We start from the raw sequence: 19,997 nt of genomic DNA, 5'->3' as shown, positions 1-19,997 counted from the left end.
GCACCGTTCAGGGCCGGGACGCCGGAGGGGACAGGAACTGACGGCAGCTTGAGGGGCTATCGGCCCTGGACGGACATCGCTATGACGGTCACAGCATGTTCCACCGCGTAGACCGGGTCCCGGGACAGGCCCTTGACCTGTGCGTCAGCCTCCGCCGTGGCCTGGATTGACCGCACCAGGCCTTCCGGGGTCCAGCGCCGGACGTCCCGCTGCGCCTGCTCCACCAGCCAAGGCTGCATGCCCAGCTCCGCTGCAATCTGCGCGGACGATCCGGAGGCCCCTGCAACCCGGGCCACTGTTCGCAGCTTCGATGCGAGGGCTGCCACCAGGGGCACCGGGTCTGCGCCGGTTGCGAGGGCGTGACGCAGCGTGGACAGTGCCACCGGCGCGTTTCCTGCCATTGCGGCGTCGGCCACCTTGAACGCCGTGGCTTCGACTCGGCCGCCGTAGTACTTGTCCACCGTTTCGGTAGTGACGGTGCTGCCCGCATCGGCTATCAGTTGTGCGCAGGCGGCGGCGAGTTCCGACAGGTCTGCACCCACAGCATTGACCAGGGCCTGTACGGCGTCCTGGTTAATCCGCCGCCCGGCTGCCCTGAACTCTGCAGTGACGAATTGGACCTTGTCCGCATCCTTCTTCAGCGGCTGGCAATCCACCACGGGCCAACCGCCCTTCCTGACGGCATCCAGGAGTTTTTTGCCGCGTACTCCCCCGGCGTGGCGCAGTACGACGACGGCGTCCTGTTCCGGGTGCTGGAGGTAGGCGAGGGCATCCGCGAGGAAGGCGTCGTTCATGCCCTCCACAGCTTCCACCTCAATGAGCTTGCTCTCGCCGAACAGTGACGGACTCACCTGCATGGTGAGGGCGCCAGGTTCATAGCAGGCAGCGTTCATGCGGCTCAGTTCAACGTCCGGCGAAGCCTCCCTGACCTGCGAACGGATCCTGTCCATGGCCCTGATGCCCAGGTACTCTTCCGGCCCGCTCACCAGCACGATCCGGTCCGGAGCTACATCCCGCCAGGAGGCGGTATTCGATGCCGTGGTGCGGGTTGCTCGCTTTTGCGCAGCGGCCATCGAAGGTCCCTTCCGGAGGTGTTATTGCAGTATCCCAGCCTGCCATGTCTGCGTCCCCGGTCCAAGCCGCAGGCGCGCCGGAGCCGCTGCAACCGCAGTTCCACCAGCTCGATCAACCGGACAGCTGCGGTGTGTGCCTCCCTTACCCTGCGGACGACCTGCAGGGGCCGGGCCGCCGCCCATACGGTGGCAAGCGTCACGGCGGACAACATCACCATGGAGAGCAAGCCCGGTATCCCCTCCGGCCACGGAAGTGCGGCCCCTGGCAGTTGTGCGGCAAAGCGGGAAACTGCTGCCACCCCTGCACTGAACATCCCGGCCACAGCTATCAGCGCCGCTGCCGCCCAGGGCAGCACGATCACCAGGGGCACCGCAACGGTGCCCAGGAGGGTGACGGGGGCAACCAGGGGCGAGACGGCTACGTTAGCCAGCAAGGAATAGGTCGCGAACTGTGGCTGCAGGAGAATGATGACGGGGCCACACAGCAATTGCGCCGACAACGGGACCGCGACCGCTGCAACAAGCCACCGCGGCACTGCCTCGGGAACCCAGCCCATGATCCGCCGTCCCAGGAGGATGATCCCCAGTGTGGCCAGCACGGACAGCAGGAATCCAAAACTGGAGCCCAGGGCAGGGTCAGCCAACAGAAGCCCGGTGACGGCGAGGCAGAGGAAGCTGAGGCCACGTCCTGAGCGACCGCCGGCCAGGGAGGCGACACCGATGGCGCCCATCAGCGCCGCGCGCAGGACGCTGGCATCAGGTCCCACCAGGACAACAAACAGGCCCAGGCCGGCAAGGGCTGCTGCAGCAGCAGGCGCGCGGGGCAGCCGCAAGCGACGGCACAACACCAACAGCGCCCCCAGCACGAGGCTGCAATTTGCCCCGCTGACCGCCGTCAGGTGCGTCATGCCCACGGCTTTCATCGCATTGCCCAGACCGTCATCCAAGGCGCTGGTATCACCGGTGACCATTCCCGGAAGCAGCCCGCGGGCATCAGGTGGCAGGAACGCGGCGGCGGAAACAAAACGCCCGCGCAGTTCCCTTGCTCCGGCGTCCAGCGCGGAGCCGCCGGCGGCGTTGCCGGGAGCCGTCGAAGCGGCCAGGGTTCCCGCGTCCTGCTCTCCGGGATCCGCGGGCCGCAGCTTGCCCGCTGCGCGCAGCGTCTGCCCGGGCACCGCGCCTGCCCACTCCTGCCCGCCCATCACCACGAGCCGGGCGCGGGTCCGCACCAGGACACCGCCGGCGGTCACCTCCCGCGTCCACACCGGCACCGCCCAGCGTCCCGACGTCTCCCCGAAGCCGCCCACGGTCCGGGGGTTTCCTGCAACCTCCACGACCGCGACGGCCGACCTGCCCGCCGCGATCGCCTCGGCGAGGGGCCCATCGAACCGCTGGCTGGACGCTGTTGCAGAATGGGCTGCGGCGGCAGCGCCCAGCAGCAGGGAAACGCCCAGCGCGGCCCGGAAACTCCGCCCCCTGCCCCCGAAGGTCCCCGGCGTATACGTGCGGCCGACGGCGGCACTTCCCTTGCGAGTCCGCCGGCCGTTCGCGGCGCGGGCCAGGATGAGCCCGCCGAGTGCCACTAGGAGGCAGCACAGGGCGGCCAGCCCCGCAGGCGGCAGCCAAAGCCCTGCCACTGAGGCGCCCCAAACCAGTGCTGCGGGGAGGACAAGCCGGAGGTCCGTACGCCGCCGTGGTCCTGCACAATTCGGGTCAGCTGCTTCCTTGGCCGTATGGCTTCCGGCAATCCGTTGGCGCAGGCGGTCCAGGCCCTTGGTCCAGTATCCCTTCAGCCAGTATCCCTGCAGGACCGTGTGGCGGCGTATGGGCAGTACTGGCGTGTGCAGCCGTGCCCGGGTTGTTGCGGGTGACGGTCCGGAAGGGGACGTTGTTCCAGGTGAAGTTGTTTCAGGGGGCTGCACTGTTCCTGAGCCGGCCGCCTCCGTGGGCTCTGTGCCGATGCCCTGGACCGCAGATTCGACGAACCGGTTCCAGGGACTGCGCGTTCGATTTCCGCAGGATTCCGCCACCCGCCTCCCCTGCCCTCTGTCCCCGCCCGTTCCCACTGCCACCCCGGCTCCTTATACCGTTACCAGGGGCAGCAAGGCTTCAAGCATCTTGGGCCCAACGCCATCCACCGCGTCCAGTTCTTCAACGCTTTTGAAGGGACCGTGTTCCTTCCGCCAGTCCACGATCCGTTGGGCCAGCACCGGCCCGACTTTGGGCAGGGTGTCCAGCACTGCAGCGTCCGCGGTATTGAGGTTGATCTTTCCGGCGGCCGAACCGGATTCCGACCCCTGCTGGCCCATGCCGGTGGGCCCGCCTGCACCGCCTGCATCGGGAACGGAGGACGCCGGCTCTCCCCGCTGCGGTACGTAAATTTTCTGTCCGTCCTCCACCACGAGTGCAAGGTTCAGCCGGTTCACGTCGGCGTCCGCTGCCGCGCCACCCGCTGCCGCAATCGCGTCATCAACGCGGCTGCCGCTCTGCAACCGGATAACACCGGGCTTGGCCACGGCACCGGCCACGTGCACCACCACCAGCGCCCCGGTGGTGGGCTCGCCCTGCCCGCGATCAGTATCCGGGAGTGATTCAGCAGTCCCGGCCGGGGCTGGCCGATCGCCCGCTGCCCCGGTGCCTTCCCCGGAACTGGCACCGTTGAGGGGCAGGATCTCCGGAACCGCCGAACCCGCCTGCCACCAAAACCAGGCTCCAGCCGCCACCGCCAGGGCGGCCAGCAGAAGGGCAACACGAAGCCCCACGCGCCACCGGAGGGACGGCGCACCGCCGGAACCATCCCCGCGGCCGCTGCCTGTTTCAGTTCCGCCGGATTCCCCGGTTCCCCGGTACTCGAAACCGTCAGCCCCGGATCCAACCTCCAGGAGCCCGGCGCGTGCCTCCCCCAGGGCGGCCTGAAGCCTGGCGCCAGAATGCCGCGCCCGCTGATCAGCTCCTCCAGCATTCCGGCGTGACATGGCTCCACCCTAGGGACCCGCCATGCTGCCCGTCAGGAGCCACGGACGCTATGTGGAAAGTTGCGTCCCTCCGCTGGGACCGCTGGCTTTCACGCCACCATTCCGACTGGCCGGCGCTGCAGGGGCGCTTATTGGCTCTTCGCCTCTTCGACAAACCCCTGCGCAACTTGAGACATCAGGCTGAGGCCCTCCTCCTCGGTCATGTCCGAGCCCTGATTGAAGCCCATATCAAGAGAAATCGTTCCGTCCAGGACCCGAAGCCCGACAAAGGCGCTGTTCCCATCGAAGGAGCCCTTGGTCACGTAGGCCTTCTCGCCGATGTCCGGTCCCGGGAGGAGGTGGATGGTGAACTTTTGGGGCCCGGTAGCTCCGGACACCGTCTGGTCGAACGTGGCGCAGCGAACCATCAGCTCCTGCCTGTAATCAAAGTCAGCTTTGGCGAGGGCTTCCCGGGGAGCGCTCCTGACGTCGAAGAGGATCGTGCCGGCTCCGTGGCTACCGAGGTTGAACACTTCACCGAGGGCAAAGCCCATGGAGAGGTCCAATTGCGCCTCGTGCTGCCATGACCTATGGAAAACGTTGCACTCAGCTGGATCCGTGGGACCGAGTATGGACGAGACAGACGCAGACGCCGGCGGCTGCTGCATCTTCGCGTACGACTTGCGTGCCATGGCCGTGTCCTCGGCTCTTCCGCCGTGTGGCTCAAGGACTTGGCTGGTGATGGCCATGAGTTCCTGGTCTGTGAAGACTTTGGGAGACGATGTGGTTGGCTCTGCCACGGGCGTCGCGCTGGATGACTTTGTCGAGGTGGTAGTGCTGACGCTGGGTGACGGTGAAATAGCTGGTTGCCCGGACCCGCATGCGGTGAGGATCAACAGCCCAGCACCAAGAATCCCGGCTCTTCTAAACCAATCGGCGCACTTGGGCTGTTGGACGGAGCTCCCTGCTTCTCCATGCATCCGATCCACTCCTATCCGTAAGTTCCCTGGCGTTTGTACTTGCACCGGGCGCGGGCTGGTTCAGAAGTCGATGCCCTTGACCAACGTGACGAATTGGTCCTTGACCTGCTCACTTGTAGGCCCATCCGGTGAAATCAGGATCCGTGCGGTGAAGATAGCCATGTTCTGGCCCCTGGCTACCTGAAGCGACATATAGGTGATTGGCACCTCCCCGGAGGGGAACTTCTTCGGCTGCGACGCATCCTCCCGGAGGACGAACACGGCCGCATCCCCGATGCCGTTGAGCTCCTGGCCGTCCGGCGGCAAAGGCCCCGACAGAAGGGTCGCTCCCCCCTGATGGAACTCGATGGCGAACACCAGTGAGTCCGGACCCGGTGTGCCCCCGGCGCCGAAGGTGTACCGGCAGCTGCCCTCTCCTGGGGTGACCTGTGCCGTCGTCGTTGCGCCGAATGCGTTCTTGACCGCCTCCGGGCTCACCAGGGCACACACGGGGTTGTTGGTCGTCGGCTGCTGTCCGACGGGCGGTGCCGTCGGAACGTTGAGCGCACCTCCGTTGCCCCACCCTGCCTCGACGGTTGCCTGGGCCAGCGCACGGGCGATGCCGTTGCCGTCGGGAATGGTGTTGGCACCCGTGGGTCCCGGGACCGTAGGTGGCGGGAGCAGGAAACGCAGATCGAGGGACTCCTTGCCCCGCACGGCCTTAAGCACAGTGTTGGCGGACGCCCCGTTGCCTTCGCCGCGGAACCAGCCGCTCCACTGCATGCAGGCGAAGTCCCCGATACCGGCCACCGGCGAACAGTCAGGGGTCTTTTCCGCCTCAGCGATCTGCGCTGCTGATGCGGGTGATGTCAGCGACACTGAGAGGACCTGCCCCTTGTCTGACTTGTTCATGTAGCCGCACACGTAGGCCGGGCTCCCCGCCGGCTTGCCGCCTTGCCCCACTTGCACCAAACCGGGGTCGATCCTGGCGGCGATCCCGGGAGTTATCAGGTCGCAGGCCGGGCTGCCTGATCCGGACGGGGGCGAATGGGTTGGTGACGTGGGCGTGCCACCTTGAGCGCAAGCCGCCAGGAGAAAAACCAGTGCCACGGGAAGCCCCATCGCTTTCCGGACAAAATCTACCCGGGGCGCACGCATGAGTTTCCTCCCTTCCGGGAGCCGTCCCGGGACGGGGCGGCGTAATGCGACGAGGTTACGAGTCGGCAGGAGATGCCACCAGAGGCAAAGGACCTTCAGGGCCTCTATGGGGACTGGTCGGCGCCGCCGTCGGGCCCGCCGTCCACCCTGCCCACAATGACGGCGAGGACGCCAAGCCCTGCGTGGGCGGCCAGGACCGCGGGAAGGGAACTGATCTGGGCGGGAGGACAGTCAGGAAGAGCCGCCTCAAGCCTGGCCGCCAGGCTCTCCGCCTCCTCCGGGTTGCCGAAGTGGTGGACGGCAAGGCAGACGGACTCGCCCGGATGGAGCACCGCCTCCGCCACCACGATGTCTTCAAGGCGCGCCACCGCCTTCGCGGCAGAACGCACCTTTTCGAGCGGGATGATCCTGCCGCCGTCAACTGCCAGGATGGGCTTGATGGCAAGCACGGTGCCCAGGAGTGATGCCGCCGCTCCAATGCGCCCGCCACGGCGCAACTGTTCCAGGCTGGGCACGTAGAAAAAGACCTTGGTGCGTTCCGCTTGGGCTGCCGCCGCAGCGGCCACCGCCGCCCGGTCGGCACCGGCTGCCGCCGCCTCCACAGCGGCCTGGACCGCCAACCCTTGCGCCATGCCAACCGTGCGGGTGTCGATTACGTCCACCGGGATTCCTACCCTGGCGGCAGCCAGCCGCGCGGAATCCGCAGTACCCGAAAGCTCACCCGAAATGTGGACCGAAACGATACCTTCGAACCCGCGGAGCTGGGCAGCGCGGTAAGCCTGCTCGAACTGCCCGGGCGACGGCCGGGACGTCTTGACCGGCGTCCCCGCGGCCAGGGCAACGGCGATGGTCTCCAGGATGTCGTCTTCGCCCTCTCCGTAGATCTCAGCGCCCACCATGACCGGCATGGGAGTCACCGTCAGGATTCCGTCGCCCGGAAGTCCGCGTGAATAGTCCGCCGGCAGGGCAGCAGCCGAGTCCGTGACGACGGCGGTGCGCACCACAGCGCTTCCGCCGCGTCTCGTGCCGGGCCGGGCCGAGGTTCGGAGGCCGGAAAGCCGTGCACGGACCCATGGCCACGCGGCGGCGTTGGTATCAGGCAAAGGCCCTCCTGGGGACGGTTACCGGCTTATCCACGACCGGCCGCCGGAGAACTCCGACGGCCGGTCGACGCTGCGGATGCGGCTATGCCGGAACGATGTTGACCAGCTTAGGGGCACGGACGATCACTGTCCGGATGCCCCGGCCGTCAAGGGCACGCTGGACGTTTTCCGACGCCAGGGCCAGCTCGCGGAGCTGGTCCTCGGATACGTCAGGGGACACTTCCAGACGGTCGCGGACCTTGCCCTGCACCTGGACAACGGCGGTGACCGTCTCCTGGACCAGGAGCGCGGGGTCGTGCACGGGCCAGCCTGCGTTGGCCACGGAGGCGGGGTGGCCCAGCAGGTTCCACATGTCCTCGGCCGTGTAGGGCGCGAACAGGCTGAGGATTACGGCAACCGCTTCGGCGGCTTCGCGTACTGCAGGATCCGCTGCGCCCGCACCGGAGTCAATCGCCTTGCGGGTGGCGTTGACCAGCTCCATGAGCTTTGCCACCACCACGTTGAACTTGTTGGCGTCCAGCAGTTCGGCGGCGTCGGCGATGGTGCGGTGCGTGACCGAACGCAGCCCGCGGTCTCCGGTGGCGGCGTCCACACCGGGTTCACTGGTGACGTCCTGGGCCAGACGCCAGGCCCGGGCCAGGAACTTGGCGGAACCGGACGGCGACACGTCGGCCCAGTCCACGTCGTCCTCGGGCGGGGACGCGAACACCATGGTCAGGCGGACAGCGTCAACGCCGTACTTGTCCAGCTGCTCGCCGAGGTCAACGCCGTTGCCCAGGGACTTGCTCATGGCCTTGCCGCCGTTGAGCACCTGGCCCTGGTTCAGCAGCGCACTGAACGGTTCGTCGGCATCGATCATGCCCAGGTCGTGGATGACCTTGGTGAAGAAGCGCGCGTACAGAAGGTGGAGGATGGCGTGCTCCACACCGCCCACGTACTGGCCCACCGGCATCCAGTCATTGATCTTCTGCGGGTCGAAGGGCCCCCCGGTGTAGTGCGGCGAGACGAAGCGCAGGAAGTACCAGGACGAGTCCACGAACGTGTCCATGGTGTCGGTGTCCCGCTTGGCCGGCCCGTGGCAGGTGGGGCACTCCACGTTGACCCAGGACTCCGCCGCAGCCAGGGGCGAGGTGCCCTTGGGTGCCAGGTCCTCACCGCGGAGGTCCGCGGGCAGGGTGACCGGGAGCTGCTCGTCAGGGACGGGAACTTCGCCACAGGACGGGCAGTGGATGATGGGGATTGGCGTGCCCCAGAAGCGCTGGCGGCTGAGCAGCCAGTCGCGGAGGCGGAAGTTGACGAACTTCTCGCCGGTCCCCTGCTTCTCCAGCATGGCAATGGCGGCCGGGATGGCCTCACCCTTGGGCAGGCCGTCCAGCTCACCTGAGTTGATGAGGGTGCCCTCCCCCGCGGTGGCGGTGCCGGACACGGCAGGATCCTCTTCACCGGTGTCCAGGACGGCGCGGACGGGCAGGTCGAACGCACGGGCGAAATCGAGGTCACGCTGGTCGTGCGCGGGGACGGCCATGATGGCGCCCGTGCCGTAGTCGGCCAGGACGTAGTCGGCGGCCCACACGGGCAGCTTCTCACCGTTCAGCGGGTTGATGGCGTAACGGCCGGTGAAGACACCGGTCTTCTCGCGCTCGGTGGACTGGCGTTCGATCTCAGAGAGCGCCTTGACCCGTTCGCGGTATTCGTCCAGGGCGGCGGCGTGCCCGTCGGTGACGAGCTCGACGGCGAGCGGCGCGTCGGCTGCCACCACGAAGAATGTTGCCCCGTACAGGGTGTCAGGGCGGGTGGTGAAGACCGTGACGTCCTTGGCGGGCTTGCCGCCGTCGGCCTCAATCACGAACTTCACGTGCGCACCCTCGGACCGGCCGATCCAGTTCTTCTGCATGGCCAGGACGCGTTCGGGCCAGTGGCCGCGGAGCTCGTCCATGTCATCCAGCAGGCGGTCCGCGTAGTCGGTGATCTTGAAGTACCACTGGTTCAGGGACTTCTTGGTCACGGTGGTGCCGCAGCGCTCGCAGGCGCCGTTGACAACCTGCTCGTTGGCCAGGACGGTCTGGTCCTTGGGGCACCAGTTGACCGGGGAATTCTTGCGGTAGGCAAGGCCGCGCTCGTAAAAGCGCTTGAACAGCCACTGCGTCCAGCGGTAGTACTCGGGATCAGAGGTGTGCAGCCGGCGCGACCAGTCGGCGGAGATCGCGTACCGCTTGAAGGAGGCTGCCTGGGTGTCGATGTTGGCGTACGTCCACTCGCTGGGGTGGGCGTTGCGCTTGATGGCCGCGTTCTCCGCGGGCAGGCCGAAGGAGTCCCAGCCGATGGGGTGCAGGACGTCGTAGCCCTTTTGCCGCAGGTAGCGCGCCACCACGTCGCCCATGGCGAACGCCTCGGCGTGGCCCATGTGGAGGTCGCCGGACGGGTACGGGAACATGTCAAGCACGTAGCGGCGCTCCCGCGACCCATCGTCCACCGGGGTGAAGACCTTGAGGTCTTCCCACACCTGGGGCCATTTGGCCTCCATGGCGGTGAAACTGTAGGTGCCCTCTTCAGGCTCCGCCGATACTGTTGTTGCTGTTCCGGTCTCTGTCTCCGGCTGAACGCCCACTGCTGCCCTCTTCTGTTCTGTTACGGCATCTGTGCTGCCATAACGGCCTGATCCTCCTGCTGCCGGCCCGGCGCCATGCCCCGGACACACAAAAGCCCCTCTCCATGGAGGGGCTGCCGCTCAGCTGTCCGATAATCGGAGCCGGCGGCTAACTAAGCAGAAGGATCGCACGCATGGATCTACTTTAGCGCACCGGCACGTTGCCTGCCTCAGCCGGGCCTTACGGCCCGTTGCATTACCCGGGGCAAGCGCGCATGATCATCCCAAAACGTTGGGAGGCGGCACACGATGTCAGAGGCAACCGCTGCCGGCCCTCCTGAAGGGCGGCCCCTCTCCCTGTGGCTGGCAACCGCCGGCACCACCGACTACCCGGAACTGCGCGGCACCGTGGAAGTGGACGTGGCAATCATCGGCGGAGGGGTGGCCGGGTTGACAGCAGCGCTGGCCCTGAAACGTTCGGGCCGCTCGGTGGCGGTCCTTGAAGCCGGCCGGATCGGCACCGGCGTGACCGGGCACACCACGGGCAAGGTAACGTCCCTGCACCGCCTTGCGTACACAGAACTGCTGCGCAGTCATGGCCTGCCCGCTGCCCGCATCTACGGACTGGCGAACCAAGCCGCAGTGGAATACATCGGTGCGGTGGTGGCAGCGGAGAACATTTCCTGCGGCTTCCGCCGGGTAGCGAACTACACCTTTGCCACGGACCGTGACTCGCTGCCGCAGCTTCAGGCAGAAGCAGGGCTTGCTGCCAGTCTCGGCCTTCCGTCAACCTTCACCGCCGATGTGCCCCTGCCGTTTGCCGTGGCCGGCGCCGTCAGGTTCGATGGCCAGGCGCAGGTTCATGCCGTCCAGTACGTCCAGGGACTGGCTGGAAAGGTGGACGGAGACGGGAGCTTCGTCCTGGAACGGACGCGCGCCCTGGAACTGCGCGAGGGCACGCCCGTCATCGTGGCCACCGAAAACGGGACCCTGCGGGCCCAGGACGTGGTGGTGGCGACGAATGTTCCTTTCGGAGACAATGGCCGGTTCGAAGCATTGTGCCGGCCGCACCGCTCCTACATCGTCGCCGCGCCCGTTGACGCCCCGCCCTTAGACGCCACGTTCATCAGCGCCGACGAACCCATGCGTTCACTGCTGACGGTCCGCCTGAACGGGGTGACCTTCCTGCTGGTGGGCGGCGAGGGCCATCCCGCCGGCGAGCAGGCGGACCCTGCACCGCGCCATGCCAGCCTGGCCCGTTACGCGCGGGGCCGTTTCGGAGCCGGGACGGTGGCCTACCGCTGGTCCACCCAGGACGGCTTGCCGCTGGACGGACTGCCCTACGTCGGGCCGCTGACCCCGGAGAGCCGGCATGCTTTCGTCATCACGGGTCTGCGCAAATGGGGCCTGACAAACGGCACGGCAGCGGCCCTGATGCTGGCAGATCTCCTCAACGGCACACGCAACGAATGGGCGGCTCTGTTTGACAGCAACCGCGCCCCGTCGCCGGCCACAGCGGCAGCGGGGGCGCCGGCAGTCCCGGCAGCGCAGGGGCCTGGCGCGAATGGGACTGAGGAAGCCGCCAAGGCAGATTCCCCGCGGCGGGTCGCGGAGCTGGGCCTTGGTGACGGCGCCGTCATTGAAACAGACGGGACCAGCACGGCCTGCTACCGGGATCCCGCCGGAGATATGCACGCCGTGTCCGCGACCTGCACCCACCTGGGGTGCACGGTCGGCTTCAACCGGGGAGACCGCACATGGGACTGCCCCTGCCACGGCTCCCGGTTCGATGTGGACGGCAGGGTCATCCAGGGGCCGGCCACGGGGAATCTGCCGCCGCGCCCCATACCCTGACACCCTCCTTCCCCGGCGCCCGGCCGGACATGGCAAGGGCCGCCCTGCCTGAAAAAGCAGGGCGGCCCTTGGGGGTTGAAGGACTCTACCTGACGTCCTCGTCGACCCAGTCCATGGACTTGGTGACAGCCTTCTTCCAGAGCCGCATCTGGCGTTCCTGTTCGGACTTGTCCATCTGCGGTTCCCAGCGCTTGTCCTCCGACCAGTTGGCGGAGCATTCGCCCAGATCCTTCCAGAACCCGACAGCAAGGCCCGCCGCATAGGCAGCTCCCAGCGCAGTGGTCTCGATGACCTTGGGGCGGATGACCGGGACGCCAAGGATGTCCGCCTGGAACTGCATCAAGGCATCGTTGGCCACCATGCCGCCGTCGACCTTCAACTCACTCAGCGGCACGCCAGAGTCCGCGTTGACGGCGTCGAGCACCTCGCGGGTCTGGAACGCGGTGGCTTCCAGCGCTGCGCGGGCAATGTGGTTCTTGTTGACGAACCGGGTCAGGCCCACGATCGCACCGCGGGCATCCGAGCGCCAGTACGGAGCGAACAGGCCGGAGAAGGCCGGGACGATGTAGACTCCGCCGTTGTCCTTGACCGACGCAGCGAGGGTTTCCACCTCCGGGGCACTGCTGATCATGCCCAGGTTGTCGCGGAGCCACTGCACGAGGGAGCCCGTGACCGCGATGGACCCTTCGAGGGCGTAGTGCGGTTTGGCGTCGCCCAGCTTGTACCCCACGGTGGTGAGCAGCCCGTTCTTCGAGTGGACGATTTCCTCGCCCGTGTTGAAGATCAGGAAGCAGCCCGTGCCGTAGGTGTTCTTAGCTTCGCCGGTGTCGAAGGCGGCCTGGCCGAACGTTGCGGCCTGCTGGTCGCCAAGGATGCCCGCCACCGGAGTCTCGCGGAGCAGCTGCGAGCTGTGCACGGTGCCATACACCTCGGAGGAGGACTTGATCTCCGGCATCATGCTGCGCGGCACGCCGAAGATGCCGAGGATCTCGTCGTCCCACTGCAGGGTTTCGAGGTCCATGAACAGGGTCCGGGAGGCATTGGTGACGTCGGTGACGTGGACGCCGCCGTCAACGCCGCCAGTCAGGTTCCACAGGACCCAGGCGTCGGTGTTGCCGAAGACCAGGTCCCCGGCCTCTGCCTTTTCCCGGGCTCCGTCAACGTTGTCCAGGATCCATTTGATCTTTGTGCCGGAGAAGTAGGTGGCCAGCGGCAGGCCCACTTTCTGTTTGAAGCGTTCCGCGCCGCCGTCCCTGGCCAGCTCGTCCACGATGTCCTGGGTGCGGGTGTCCTGCCACACGATGGCGTTGTAGACGGGCTTGCCCGTGGTCTTGTCCCACACCACGGCGGTTTCGCGCTGGTTGGTGATGCCGACGGCGGCAATATCGTGCCGCGTCAGGTTCGCCTTGGACAGGGCCGAGCCAATGACCTCGCGGGTGTTGTTCCAGATTTCCGTGGCGTCGTGTTCCACCCAGCCGGCCTGCGGGAAAATCTGTTCGTGTTCCATTTGGCCGCTGGAGACAATGGCTCCGCTGTGGTCGAAAATGATGGCGCGGGTGCTGGTGGTGCCCTGGTCAATGGCGATTACGTACTGGTTCATGGTGACGTCCTTGTCTTGTTGTGTGAACTGGTTGCCGGGAGATTAGGAGGCGGCGGTGACGATGATGGGAGCGATCCTTGCAACAACTCCGGCCAAGGCGCCGCCCACAAGCGGACCAACCACCGGGATCCAGGAGTAGCTCCAGTCGCTGGAGCCCTTGCCCTTGATGGGGAGCACTGCGTGGGCGATGCGGGGTCCCAGGTCGCGGGCAGGGTTGATGGCGTAGCCGGTGGGTCCGCCAAGGGAAACACCGATGCCGACCACGAGCAGCGCCACTGCGAGCGGGCCAAGCCCCGAGGGGGTGCCACCGAGGGTGAGGATGACGAAGACCAGGACAAAGGTTCCGATGATCTCGGTGATCAGGTTCCACGGGGTGGAACGGATGGCAGGGCCGGTGGAAAAGGTCCCGAGCTTACCTGCAGGCTCGGGCTCGTCATCAAAATGCTGTTTGTAGGCCAGCCAGCAGACTACGGCGCCGAGGAATGCGCCCAGTATCTCGCCGCCGAAGTAGGTCAGGGTGGAGGCGGTGTCGACGGCGACTCCCGGGGCGTATTCGGGCTTTCCATTGAGCAGCAGGCCGAGCGTGACGGCGGGGTTCAGGTGCGCGCCCGACTTGGCGGCGACGAAGACACCCGCGAAGACGGCGATTCCCCACCCCCATGTGACCATGAGGAACCCGCCGTTGTTGCCCTTTGTCCCCCGCAAAGCCACGTTGGCAACGACGCCGCAACCCAACAGGGTCAGCATGCCCGTGCCAAAGACTTCGGAGAGGAAGACTATTCCTAGAGACATCTTTGACTCCTTCTTTGTTTAGTTGTCGGTCCTCCGCGGGTGAAGGACCGTTGGGCCGGGACGCTGGCGCGCCCCGACCGGCTGCCCGGCCTTAGGCGACCAGGCTGTGCGTTTCCACGCGGTGGAAACGCTGCAGCACGTCCTGGGCGTGCTTGATCTCAGCGGCGCGGGTTGCTGCGTCCCACTTGAGCGGAACAGACAGCACCTCCGCCATTTCGTTGAGAAGTTCTCCGGTGACCAGCCCCCGGAAGGCGAGGGAGGTCCGCCGGATGAGGACATCCACCAGGTGCCCCACCTGCTCGTTGGCCGCCATGAACTCCAGTTCACGGACGCTCAATTCACGGGTGGACCGCAGCGCGTGGTCGGGTTCCGCATCGAGATATGCGATCACCGCTTCGGCCCGGGTGCCGTAACGGGTCAGGAGGCCGGCCGTGCGGTCTGCGTCCCGGCCGGGGACCATGTGGCCCTTGATCCACGCCTGCACGCCCGCGTCGTCGGACGGGAAGCCGGCGCCGCCGCCAATGGGGAGCTGCGCAGTGGAAACCTTGCGCTGCACGCCGAGTTCGGAGAGGACCTCATTGGTCAGGTGCTCGGCGAGGGCGCGGAAAGTGGTCCATTTGCCGCCTACCAGGCTCAGGACGACGGCGCCGCTCCCGTTGTCCCCGGAAGCGCGGCGTTCGATGCGGTAGTCGCGGGAGACGAAACCCGGCTGGGTTGCGTCATGGCTTGGAAGGGGGCGCACGCCGGAGAAGGTGTAGACGATGTCATCGGGAGTGACGTCGATCGAGGGGAAAACGTGGCCGATCAGGTCGAAGAAGTACTCGATCTCTTCGTCGGTGCAGACGGCGTCCTCGGTCATGTCCGCGTCCACGTCGGTGGTGCCCACCAGCACGCGGTCGCCCATGGGGTAGATGAGGACAATCCGGCCGTCGGTGTGCTCGAAGAAGATTTCGCGTCCGCGGCAGGCGGCGAGGAGGCCGGGATGGTCAAGCACGATGTGCGAGCCCTTGGTGCCTCCCATGAAGGACGAGGCGGCCCCCATTGCCTCGTTGGTGAGGTCCACCCAGGCACCGGTGGTGTTGACGATGATGTCGGCCGTGAAGTCGAATTCCTCCCCGGTGAGTTCGTCGCGAAGCCGGACGGTGCCGCCACGGCCGGTCCCCGGGTTCGGTGCCGACGACATGGTCTGCAATGAGAGGTAGTTGCTGGCGCGGGCTGTGTTTCCCTGCGCCGCGGCCTGGGAATTTCCCGCCCGGCCGGCCTTTTCGCCGTCCTGCAGGACGTCGAGCGTCAGCCGCTCAGGGTTGTGGACGGAGGCGTCGAAGTACGTGGCGGTGTATTTGACGTCGGGCCGGAGGGCCGGCAACTCCTCGAGGGCTGCCTTGTGCGTGCGGAACTGGTGCCGGGGCACGGTCCCGCCGTCCCGGGAGAACGAGTCGTAGAGGCTGAGGCCGGCCTTGATGAGGAACGCGCCGCGCTCCTTGGGCTTGCCCTGCTGCTTGTGCGTCAGGAAGCGCAGCGGTGCGGACAGGATCCCGGAGAAGGTGCTGAAGATCGGGATGGTTGTCTGCAGGGGCTTGACGTAGTGCGGGGCAATCTTCAGCAGGCGGTTGCGTTCCACCACGGACTCGCGGACCAGGCGGAACTCGCCGTTCTCCAGGTACCGGATGCCGCCGTGGATCATGTGCGAGGATGCGCCACTGGCGCCCTGGCAGTAGTCGCCGCGCTCCACGAGGGCGACGTCGACGCCCTGCAGGGCCAGATCACGGAACGTGCCTACTCCGTTGATGCCACCTCCCACCACCAGTACCTTGGCGTGGGGACGGCGCCGCAGGCTGTGGACCGACGGACGTTCGGCGCCGGGAAGGGGCGCAGCAGCAGAGGGTTGAACAGATGAATCCTTGGGTCCCAAAACGACTCCCTTGGGGCTTTGTGTGATGCGGATACCGCTGGGTGGCACCGCCGTTCTGCTCTATTGTTTGGAGAAATGGAAAATGGAGTCAAGGACTATGCACAAACGTGCAGAACGGAACTGAGGTGGCACTTTCCCGGGACCAAGACGCCCTCCGAGCTGCACAAATGTACTATCTGCAGGATCTGACGATGGATGCGATCGCGCGTGAACTCCGCACCTCCCGGTCCACCGTTTCCCGCCTCCTCTCTTCCGCGAGGGAGTCGGGCCTGGTACAGATCCAGATCCGCAACCCCCTGGACACCGGACCTGAACTGGAGGGGATGATCAGGCGCCGGTACAACCTGGATGTGCATGTGGTTCCGATCCTGGGGACGCTCAACGAAGCTGAGACCCTGGACCGGGTAGCCATGCAGGCCGCCCGGACCATCGGGCCTCTGGTCGACTCGAATGCCATCATCGGGGTGGCCTGGGGATCGACGCTCAGTGCGGTGAGCCGGCACCTCACCAGGAAGATCACGCATGACAGCGTCATCGTCCAGCTCAACGGCGCCGGGAACATGCACACCACCGGCATCACCTACGCAAGCGACATCATGCGCAGGTTCGGCAGCGCATACGGGGCCCGGGTGGAGCAGTTTCCCGTCCCGGCCTTCTTCGATCACGCCGCCACCAAGACCGCCATGTGGAATGAACGGAGCGTGCAGCGCATCCTCGAGCTGCAGGCCAAGATGAGCATCGCCATTTTCGGTGTCGGCTCCGTGCACGCCGACTATCCCAGCCACGTTTACGCCGGCGGCTACCTGGACGAGGACGACCTGAACGCCCTTGCCAACTCGGACGTGGTGGGCGACGTCGCCACCGTTTTCTTCCGGGGGGACGGCTCCTCAGACGGGATCGTCCTCAACGAAAGGTCCACCGGCCCTGCACTGGCCCAGCTGCGTCAGGTCCGCCGCAGGATCTGCGTGGTGTCCGGGGTGTCCAAGATCAACGGCCTCCGCGGGGCCTTGGCCGCGAGGCTCGCCACCGACCTCATCCTTGATGAAGCCACCGCACGCCGCCTGGTCGATTACGAGGGGCTCACGAGCTGAAGTGGGTAGAGTCGTTGCCATGAGAACCTCACCCCGGCTCAGCCTGAACAACGGCGTGCTGATAGACCAGCTCGGCTTTGGGCTGTACAAGGTGCCGGCGGCAGACGCGGAAGGACTGGTGGCCACCGCGCTCGCCGCCGGCTACCGCCACTTCGACACGGCCGCCATGTACGGCAACGAAACCGGCGTGGCCCGGGGCATCAGCTCCCAGCTGGGCGCGGGCTCCGGCAGCGGCGGTTCCGGCGAACTGTCCCCGTCCCTGAGCCGGGAGGACGTGTTCGTCACCACGAAGGTGTGGAATGACCACCACGGCTACGACGCCACGCTGCGTGCCTTCGACGACTCCATGGTCAACCTGGGCCTGGACTACGTGGACATGTACCTGATCCACTGGCCCTGCCCCCGCAAGGGCCTCTTCCCTGAGACCTACCGCGCACTGGAAACGCTTTACCGCGAAGGCAGAGTCCGAGCCATTGGCGTCAGCAACTTCCAGCCGGCACACCTCGACCGCCTGCTGCAAAGCGCCGAAGTGGTTCCCGCGGTCAACCAGATTGAACTTCACCCCTGGCTGCAGCAGGAAGAACTGCGCCAGAAGCACGCAGAACTGGGAATCCGTACCGAAGCTTGGAGCCCGCTGGGCCGCGGCCAGGTGCTGGCCGACCCCATCATCCAGGCCTGCGCTGCCGAGCACCGGAGGACCCCCGCCCAAGTGATTCTGCGCTGGCACATGCAGCTGGGGAACATCGCCATCCCCAAGGCCAGTTCCGAAGCACGCATCCGGGAAAACCTCGATGTCTTCGGTTTCGAGCTCTCAGAACGCGATCTGGCTGCTATCAACGCACTGGACCGCGGGCAGCGGACCGGATCGCATCCGGACAACGTCAACTAGGCCCGGCACATGGATACCGTGAACCCGGGGCCTTCCCCCGGGCCTGCATACCTCAGCGCCGGCCTTGCCGCCCGCGCTTCCGCCTCCACCGTGGCCCTCGACGGCGGCTCGGTGGCTTTTTGGACGTATGAGCCAGTCGTGGAAACCCCGGAGACCCGCACCATTTTGGTGGTGCATGGATTCCGGGGCGACCACCACGGACTCCTTCGCGTCGCAGACCAGCTCCCGGACATGCGCATCATCATGCCGGACCTGCCAGGCTTCGGCAGCTCGGACGCTTTCGCCCGGGACCCGCACTCGGTGGAGCGTTACGGGCAGTTCATCACCGACTTCATGGCCGCCCAGGCCCTGGGGCCGGATACGGTTCTGGTGGGACATTCGTTCGGGTCCATCGTGGCGGCCCATTTCGTAGCCAGGAACCCTGACGCCGTGCGCCCCCTGATCCTGATCAATCCCATCGCCGCCCCGGCACTGGAAGGGCCCAAGGGCGTCATGACACGGCTGGCAGTGCTGTACTACAAGCTCGCCGCACGGCTCCCCCGAACGCCTGGCCTGGCCCTGTTGCGTAATCCGTTGATCGTGCGGATCATGAGCGAAACCATGGCCAAGACGCGGGACCGGGAGCTGCGCGCTTTCATTCACGGCCAGCACCACGCCTACTTCAGTTCCTTCGCCGACCGCGACAGCCTCCTGGAGTCCTTCACTGCCTCCGTCAGCAGCCATGTCGCAGAGGTGGCGGAACAACTGGAACTTCCTGTGCTGCTGATCGCCGGCGAAAAGGACGAAATTGCAACTCTTCCCAACCAGCACCAGCTCCTGGCCCTGCTGCCGGACGGGGAACTGAAGGTGATCCCCGCCGTCGGGCACCTCATCCACTATGAAACACCGGAACCGGCCGCCCGCTACATCCGCAGCTTCCTGAAGGACCACCCCGCGTGAAGATTGTCATCGATGCTCGTTTTACCCGCACTGACCACCACGATGGCATCAGCCGCTATGGGGCAAGCCTGATCGCTGCCACGGCGAAGATCGCCGATGTGTCCATGCTGGTGTCCGATGTGCGGCAACTGGCCCTCCTGCCTGATGTTCCTTACACGCTGATCAGCAGCCCGCTCTCCCCCCGGGAACTGTTCATCGCGCGGACGGTGAACGGCATCGGGGCGGACGTGGTGGTGTGCCCCATGCAGACCATGGGCACCTGGGGCCGCAAGTACGGGCTGATCCTGACCCTGCATGACCTGATCTACTACGAGCACCCCACTCCCCCTGGTTTCCTGCCGGCGCCCGTTCGCCTGCTCTGGCGGCTGTACCACAAGGCCTTCTGGCCGCAGCGTCTCCTCCTCAACCGGGCCGACATTGTGGCCACCATCAGCCGGACCACCGAAGCGCTGATGGCCAAGTACCGGCTGACAAGCCGGCCGGTGCGCATCATCGCCAACGCCCCGCAACCCGCCCAGGAGTCCCGCAACCCGGACGACGGAGCGGACAGGACGATCATCTACATGGGATCGTTCATGCCGTACAAGAACGTGGAAACAATGGTGGCCGGCATGGCCGGGCTGCCTGGCTACACCCTGCACTTACTCAGCCGGATTACCTCCCAGCGGCGTGCAGAACTGGAACGGATCGTCCCGCCGGGCGCGTCCGTGGTGTTCCACAACGGCGTGACGGATGAGGAGTATGACGCGCTGCTGCGGCGGGCCACTGCACTGGTGAGCCTGTCCAGGGCCGAGGGGTACGGGCTTCCCCTGGTGGAGGCCATGGCCGTTGGCACCCCGGTGATTGCCAGCGATATTCCGATCTTCCGGGAAGTAGGCGCCGATGCGGCGATCTATGTGGACCCGGAGTCCCCCGGGCAGTTCGCCGATGCGGTGGGCCAGCTGAAGGACGACCGCCACTGGCAGGAAATGTCGGGCCGTGCCCTTGCCCAGGCGGCAGAGTTCAGCTGGGACGAATCGGCACGCCAGCTGGTGGACGCCGCGCACGAGGTCGTGGCGAAGCGGAACCGGGCGTAAAGCACGCCAG

Annotated in this window: 15 protein-coding genes; 5 read left to right on the top strand and 10 right to left on the bottom strand. The window is 66.4% G+C overall.

The annotated features are described in order from the left end of the window. Positions 1-56: 56 nt before the first annotated feature. The 7 genes from holA to leuS form a co-directional block, all read right to left on the bottom strand. On the bottom strand, positions 57-1,073 hold the full coding sequence (holA, locus tag QF031_RS08890; RefSeq protein WP_307426788.1) for a DNA polymerase III subunit delta: 1,017 nt from the start codon (positions 1,071-1,073) through the stop codon (positions 57-59). Continuing rightward, positions 1,007-2,710 (bottom strand): ComEC/Rec2 family competence protein, encoded by a 1,704-nt coding sequence (locus QF031_RS08885; RefSeq protein ID WP_307426786.1) that lies wholly within the window; start codon positions 2,708-2,710, stop codon positions 1,007-1,009. The genes holA and QF031_RS08885 overlap by 67 nt, the downstream gene beginning before the upstream one ends. Before the next feature lie 444 nt (positions 2,711-3,154). After that, a complete protein-coding gene (locus tag QF031_RS08880; RefSeq protein ID WP_307426783.1) occupies positions 3,155-4,048 on the bottom strand; it encodes a ComEA family DNA-binding protein in 894 nt (297 codons plus the stop codon). 128 nt (positions 4,049-4,176) lie between these two features. Next, on the bottom strand, positions 4,177-4,776 hold the full coding sequence (locus QF031_RS08875) for a hypothetical protein (protein WP_307426780.1): 600 nt from the start codon (positions 4,774-4,776) through the stop codon (positions 4,177-4,179). A 291-nt stretch (positions 4,777-5,067) separates the two neighbouring features. Then, a complete protein-coding gene (locus QF031_RS08870; RefSeq protein WP_307426778.1) occupies positions 5,068-6,096 on the bottom strand; it encodes a hypothetical protein in 1,029 nt (342 codons plus the stop codon). A gap of 152 nt (positions 6,097-6,248) precedes the next feature. Further along, a complete protein-coding gene (locus QF031_RS08865) occupies positions 6,249-7,247 on the bottom strand; it encodes a DegV family protein (protein WP_307426776.1) in 999 nt (332 codons plus the stop codon). Positions 7,248-7,329: 82 nt separating this feature from the next. Next, complete coding sequence (gene leuS, locus QF031_RS08860; RefSeq protein ID WP_307426773.1) at positions 7,330-9,855, bottom strand: leucine--tRNA ligase; 2,526 nt, start codon at positions 9,853-9,855, stop codon at positions 7,330-7,332. A 288-nt stretch (positions 9,856-10,143) separates the two neighbouring features. On the opposite strand from leuS, the gene QF031_RS08855 reads away from it, so the two are divergent. Next, the gene (locus tag QF031_RS08855; RefSeq protein ID WP_307426772.1) at positions 10,144-11,688 is read left to right on the top strand and encodes an FAD-dependent oxidoreductase; all 1,545 of its coding nucleotides are present in this window, start codon (positions 10,144-10,146) and stop codon (positions 11,686-11,688) included. 85 nt (positions 11,689-11,773) lie between these two features. Here QF031_RS08855 and glpK read toward each other — a convergent pair whose 3' ends face one another. The 3 genes from glpK to QF031_RS08840 all read right to left on the bottom strand — a co-directional run bounded on the left by glpK (position 11,774) and on the right by QF031_RS08840 (position 15,992). Further along, positions 11,774-13,288, bottom strand: coding sequence for a glycerol kinase GlpK (gene glpK, locus QF031_RS08850; protein ID WP_307426769.1), 1,515 nt, complete (start codon positions 13,286-13,288; stop codon positions 11,774-11,776). 42 nt (positions 13,289-13,330) lie between these two features. Then, a complete protein-coding gene (locus QF031_RS08845; RefSeq protein WP_307426765.1) occupies positions 13,331-14,080 on the bottom strand; it encodes an MIP/aquaporin family protein in 750 nt (249 codons plus the stop codon). 91 nt (positions 14,081-14,171) lie between these two features. Beyond that, positions 14,172-15,992, bottom strand: coding sequence for a glycerol-3-phosphate dehydrogenase/oxidase (locus QF031_RS08840; protein ID WP_307426763.1), 1,821 nt, complete (start codon positions 15,990-15,992; stop codon positions 14,172-14,174). A gap of 125 nt (positions 15,993-16,117) precedes the next feature. On the opposite strand from QF031_RS08840, the gene QF031_RS08835 reads away from it, so the two are divergent. From QF031_RS08835 to QF031_RS08820, 4 genes are read left to right on the top strand one after another with little or no spacing between them, the layout of a single operon-like run. Further along, positions 16,118-17,083, top strand: coding sequence for a sugar-binding transcriptional regulator (locus QF031_RS08835; protein WP_307433257.1), 966 nt, complete (start codon positions 16,118-16,120; stop codon positions 17,081-17,083). A gap of 19 nt (positions 17,084-17,102) precedes the next feature. Then, positions 17,103-17,972 (top strand): aldo/keto reductase, encoded by an 870-nt coding sequence (locus QF031_RS08830; protein ID WP_307426760.1) that lies wholly within the window; start codon positions 17,103-17,105, stop codon positions 17,970-17,972. A 9-nt stretch (positions 17,973-17,981) separates the two neighbouring features. Continuing rightward, positions 17,982-18,911 (top strand): alpha/beta fold hydrolase, encoded by a 930-nt coding sequence (locus QF031_RS08825; protein WP_307426757.1) that lies wholly within the window; start codon positions 17,982-17,984, stop codon positions 18,909-18,911. After that, a complete protein-coding gene (locus QF031_RS08820; RefSeq protein ID WP_307426754.1) occupies positions 18,908-19,987 on the top strand; it encodes a glycosyltransferase family 4 protein in 1,080 nt (359 codons plus the stop codon). Before QF031_RS08825 ends, QF031_RS08820 begins: the two co-directional genes overlap by 4 nt. The last annotated feature ends 10 nt before the right edge of the window (positions 19,988-19,997 follow it).

Origin of the sequence: Pseudarthrobacter defluvii, assembly GCF_030816725.1 — a bacterium.
Lineage (GTDB): Bacteria > Actinomycetota > Actinomycetes > Actinomycetales > Micrococcaceae > Arthrobacter > Arthrobacter defluvii_A.
Note: the sequence above shows the minus strand (reverse complement) of the source record. Positions and strands in the feature narration are given on the sequence as shown.

What these genes read in the sequence shown, in the direction of transcription:
- holA (WP_307426788.1), bottom strand. Translation starts at nt 1,073, where the DNA reads ATGGCCGCTGCGCAAAAGCGAGCAACCCGCACCACGGCATCGAATACC.
- QF031_RS08845 (WP_307426765.1), bottom strand. Translation starts at nt 14,080, where the DNA reads ATGTCTCTAGGAATAGTCTTCCTCTCCGAAGTCTTTGGCACGGGCATG.
- glpK (WP_307426769.1), bottom strand. Translation starts at nt 13,288, where the DNA reads ATGAACCAGTACGTAATCGCCATTGACCAGGGCACCACCAGCACCCGC.
- QF031_RS08825 (WP_307426757.1), top strand. Translation starts at nt 17,982, where the DNA reads ATGGATACCGTGAACCCGGGGCCTTCCCCCGGGCCTGCATACCTCAGC.
- QF031_RS08830 (WP_307426760.1), top strand. Translation starts at nt 17,103, where the DNA reads ATGAGAACCTCACCCCGGCTCAGCCTGAACAACGGCGTGCTGATAGAC.
- QF031_RS08880 (WP_307426783.1), bottom strand. Translation starts at nt 4,048, where the DNA reads ATGTCACGCCGGAATGCTGGAGGAGCTGATCAGCGGGCGCGGCATTCT.
- QF031_RS08855 (WP_307426772.1), top strand. Translation starts at nt 10,144, where the DNA reads ATGTCAGAGGCAACCGCTGCCGGCCCTCCTGAAGGGCGGCCCCTCTCC.
- QF031_RS08875 (WP_307426780.1), bottom strand. Translation starts at nt 4,776, where the DNA reads ATGGCCATCACCAGCCAAGTCCTTGAGCCACACGGCGGAAGAGCCGAG.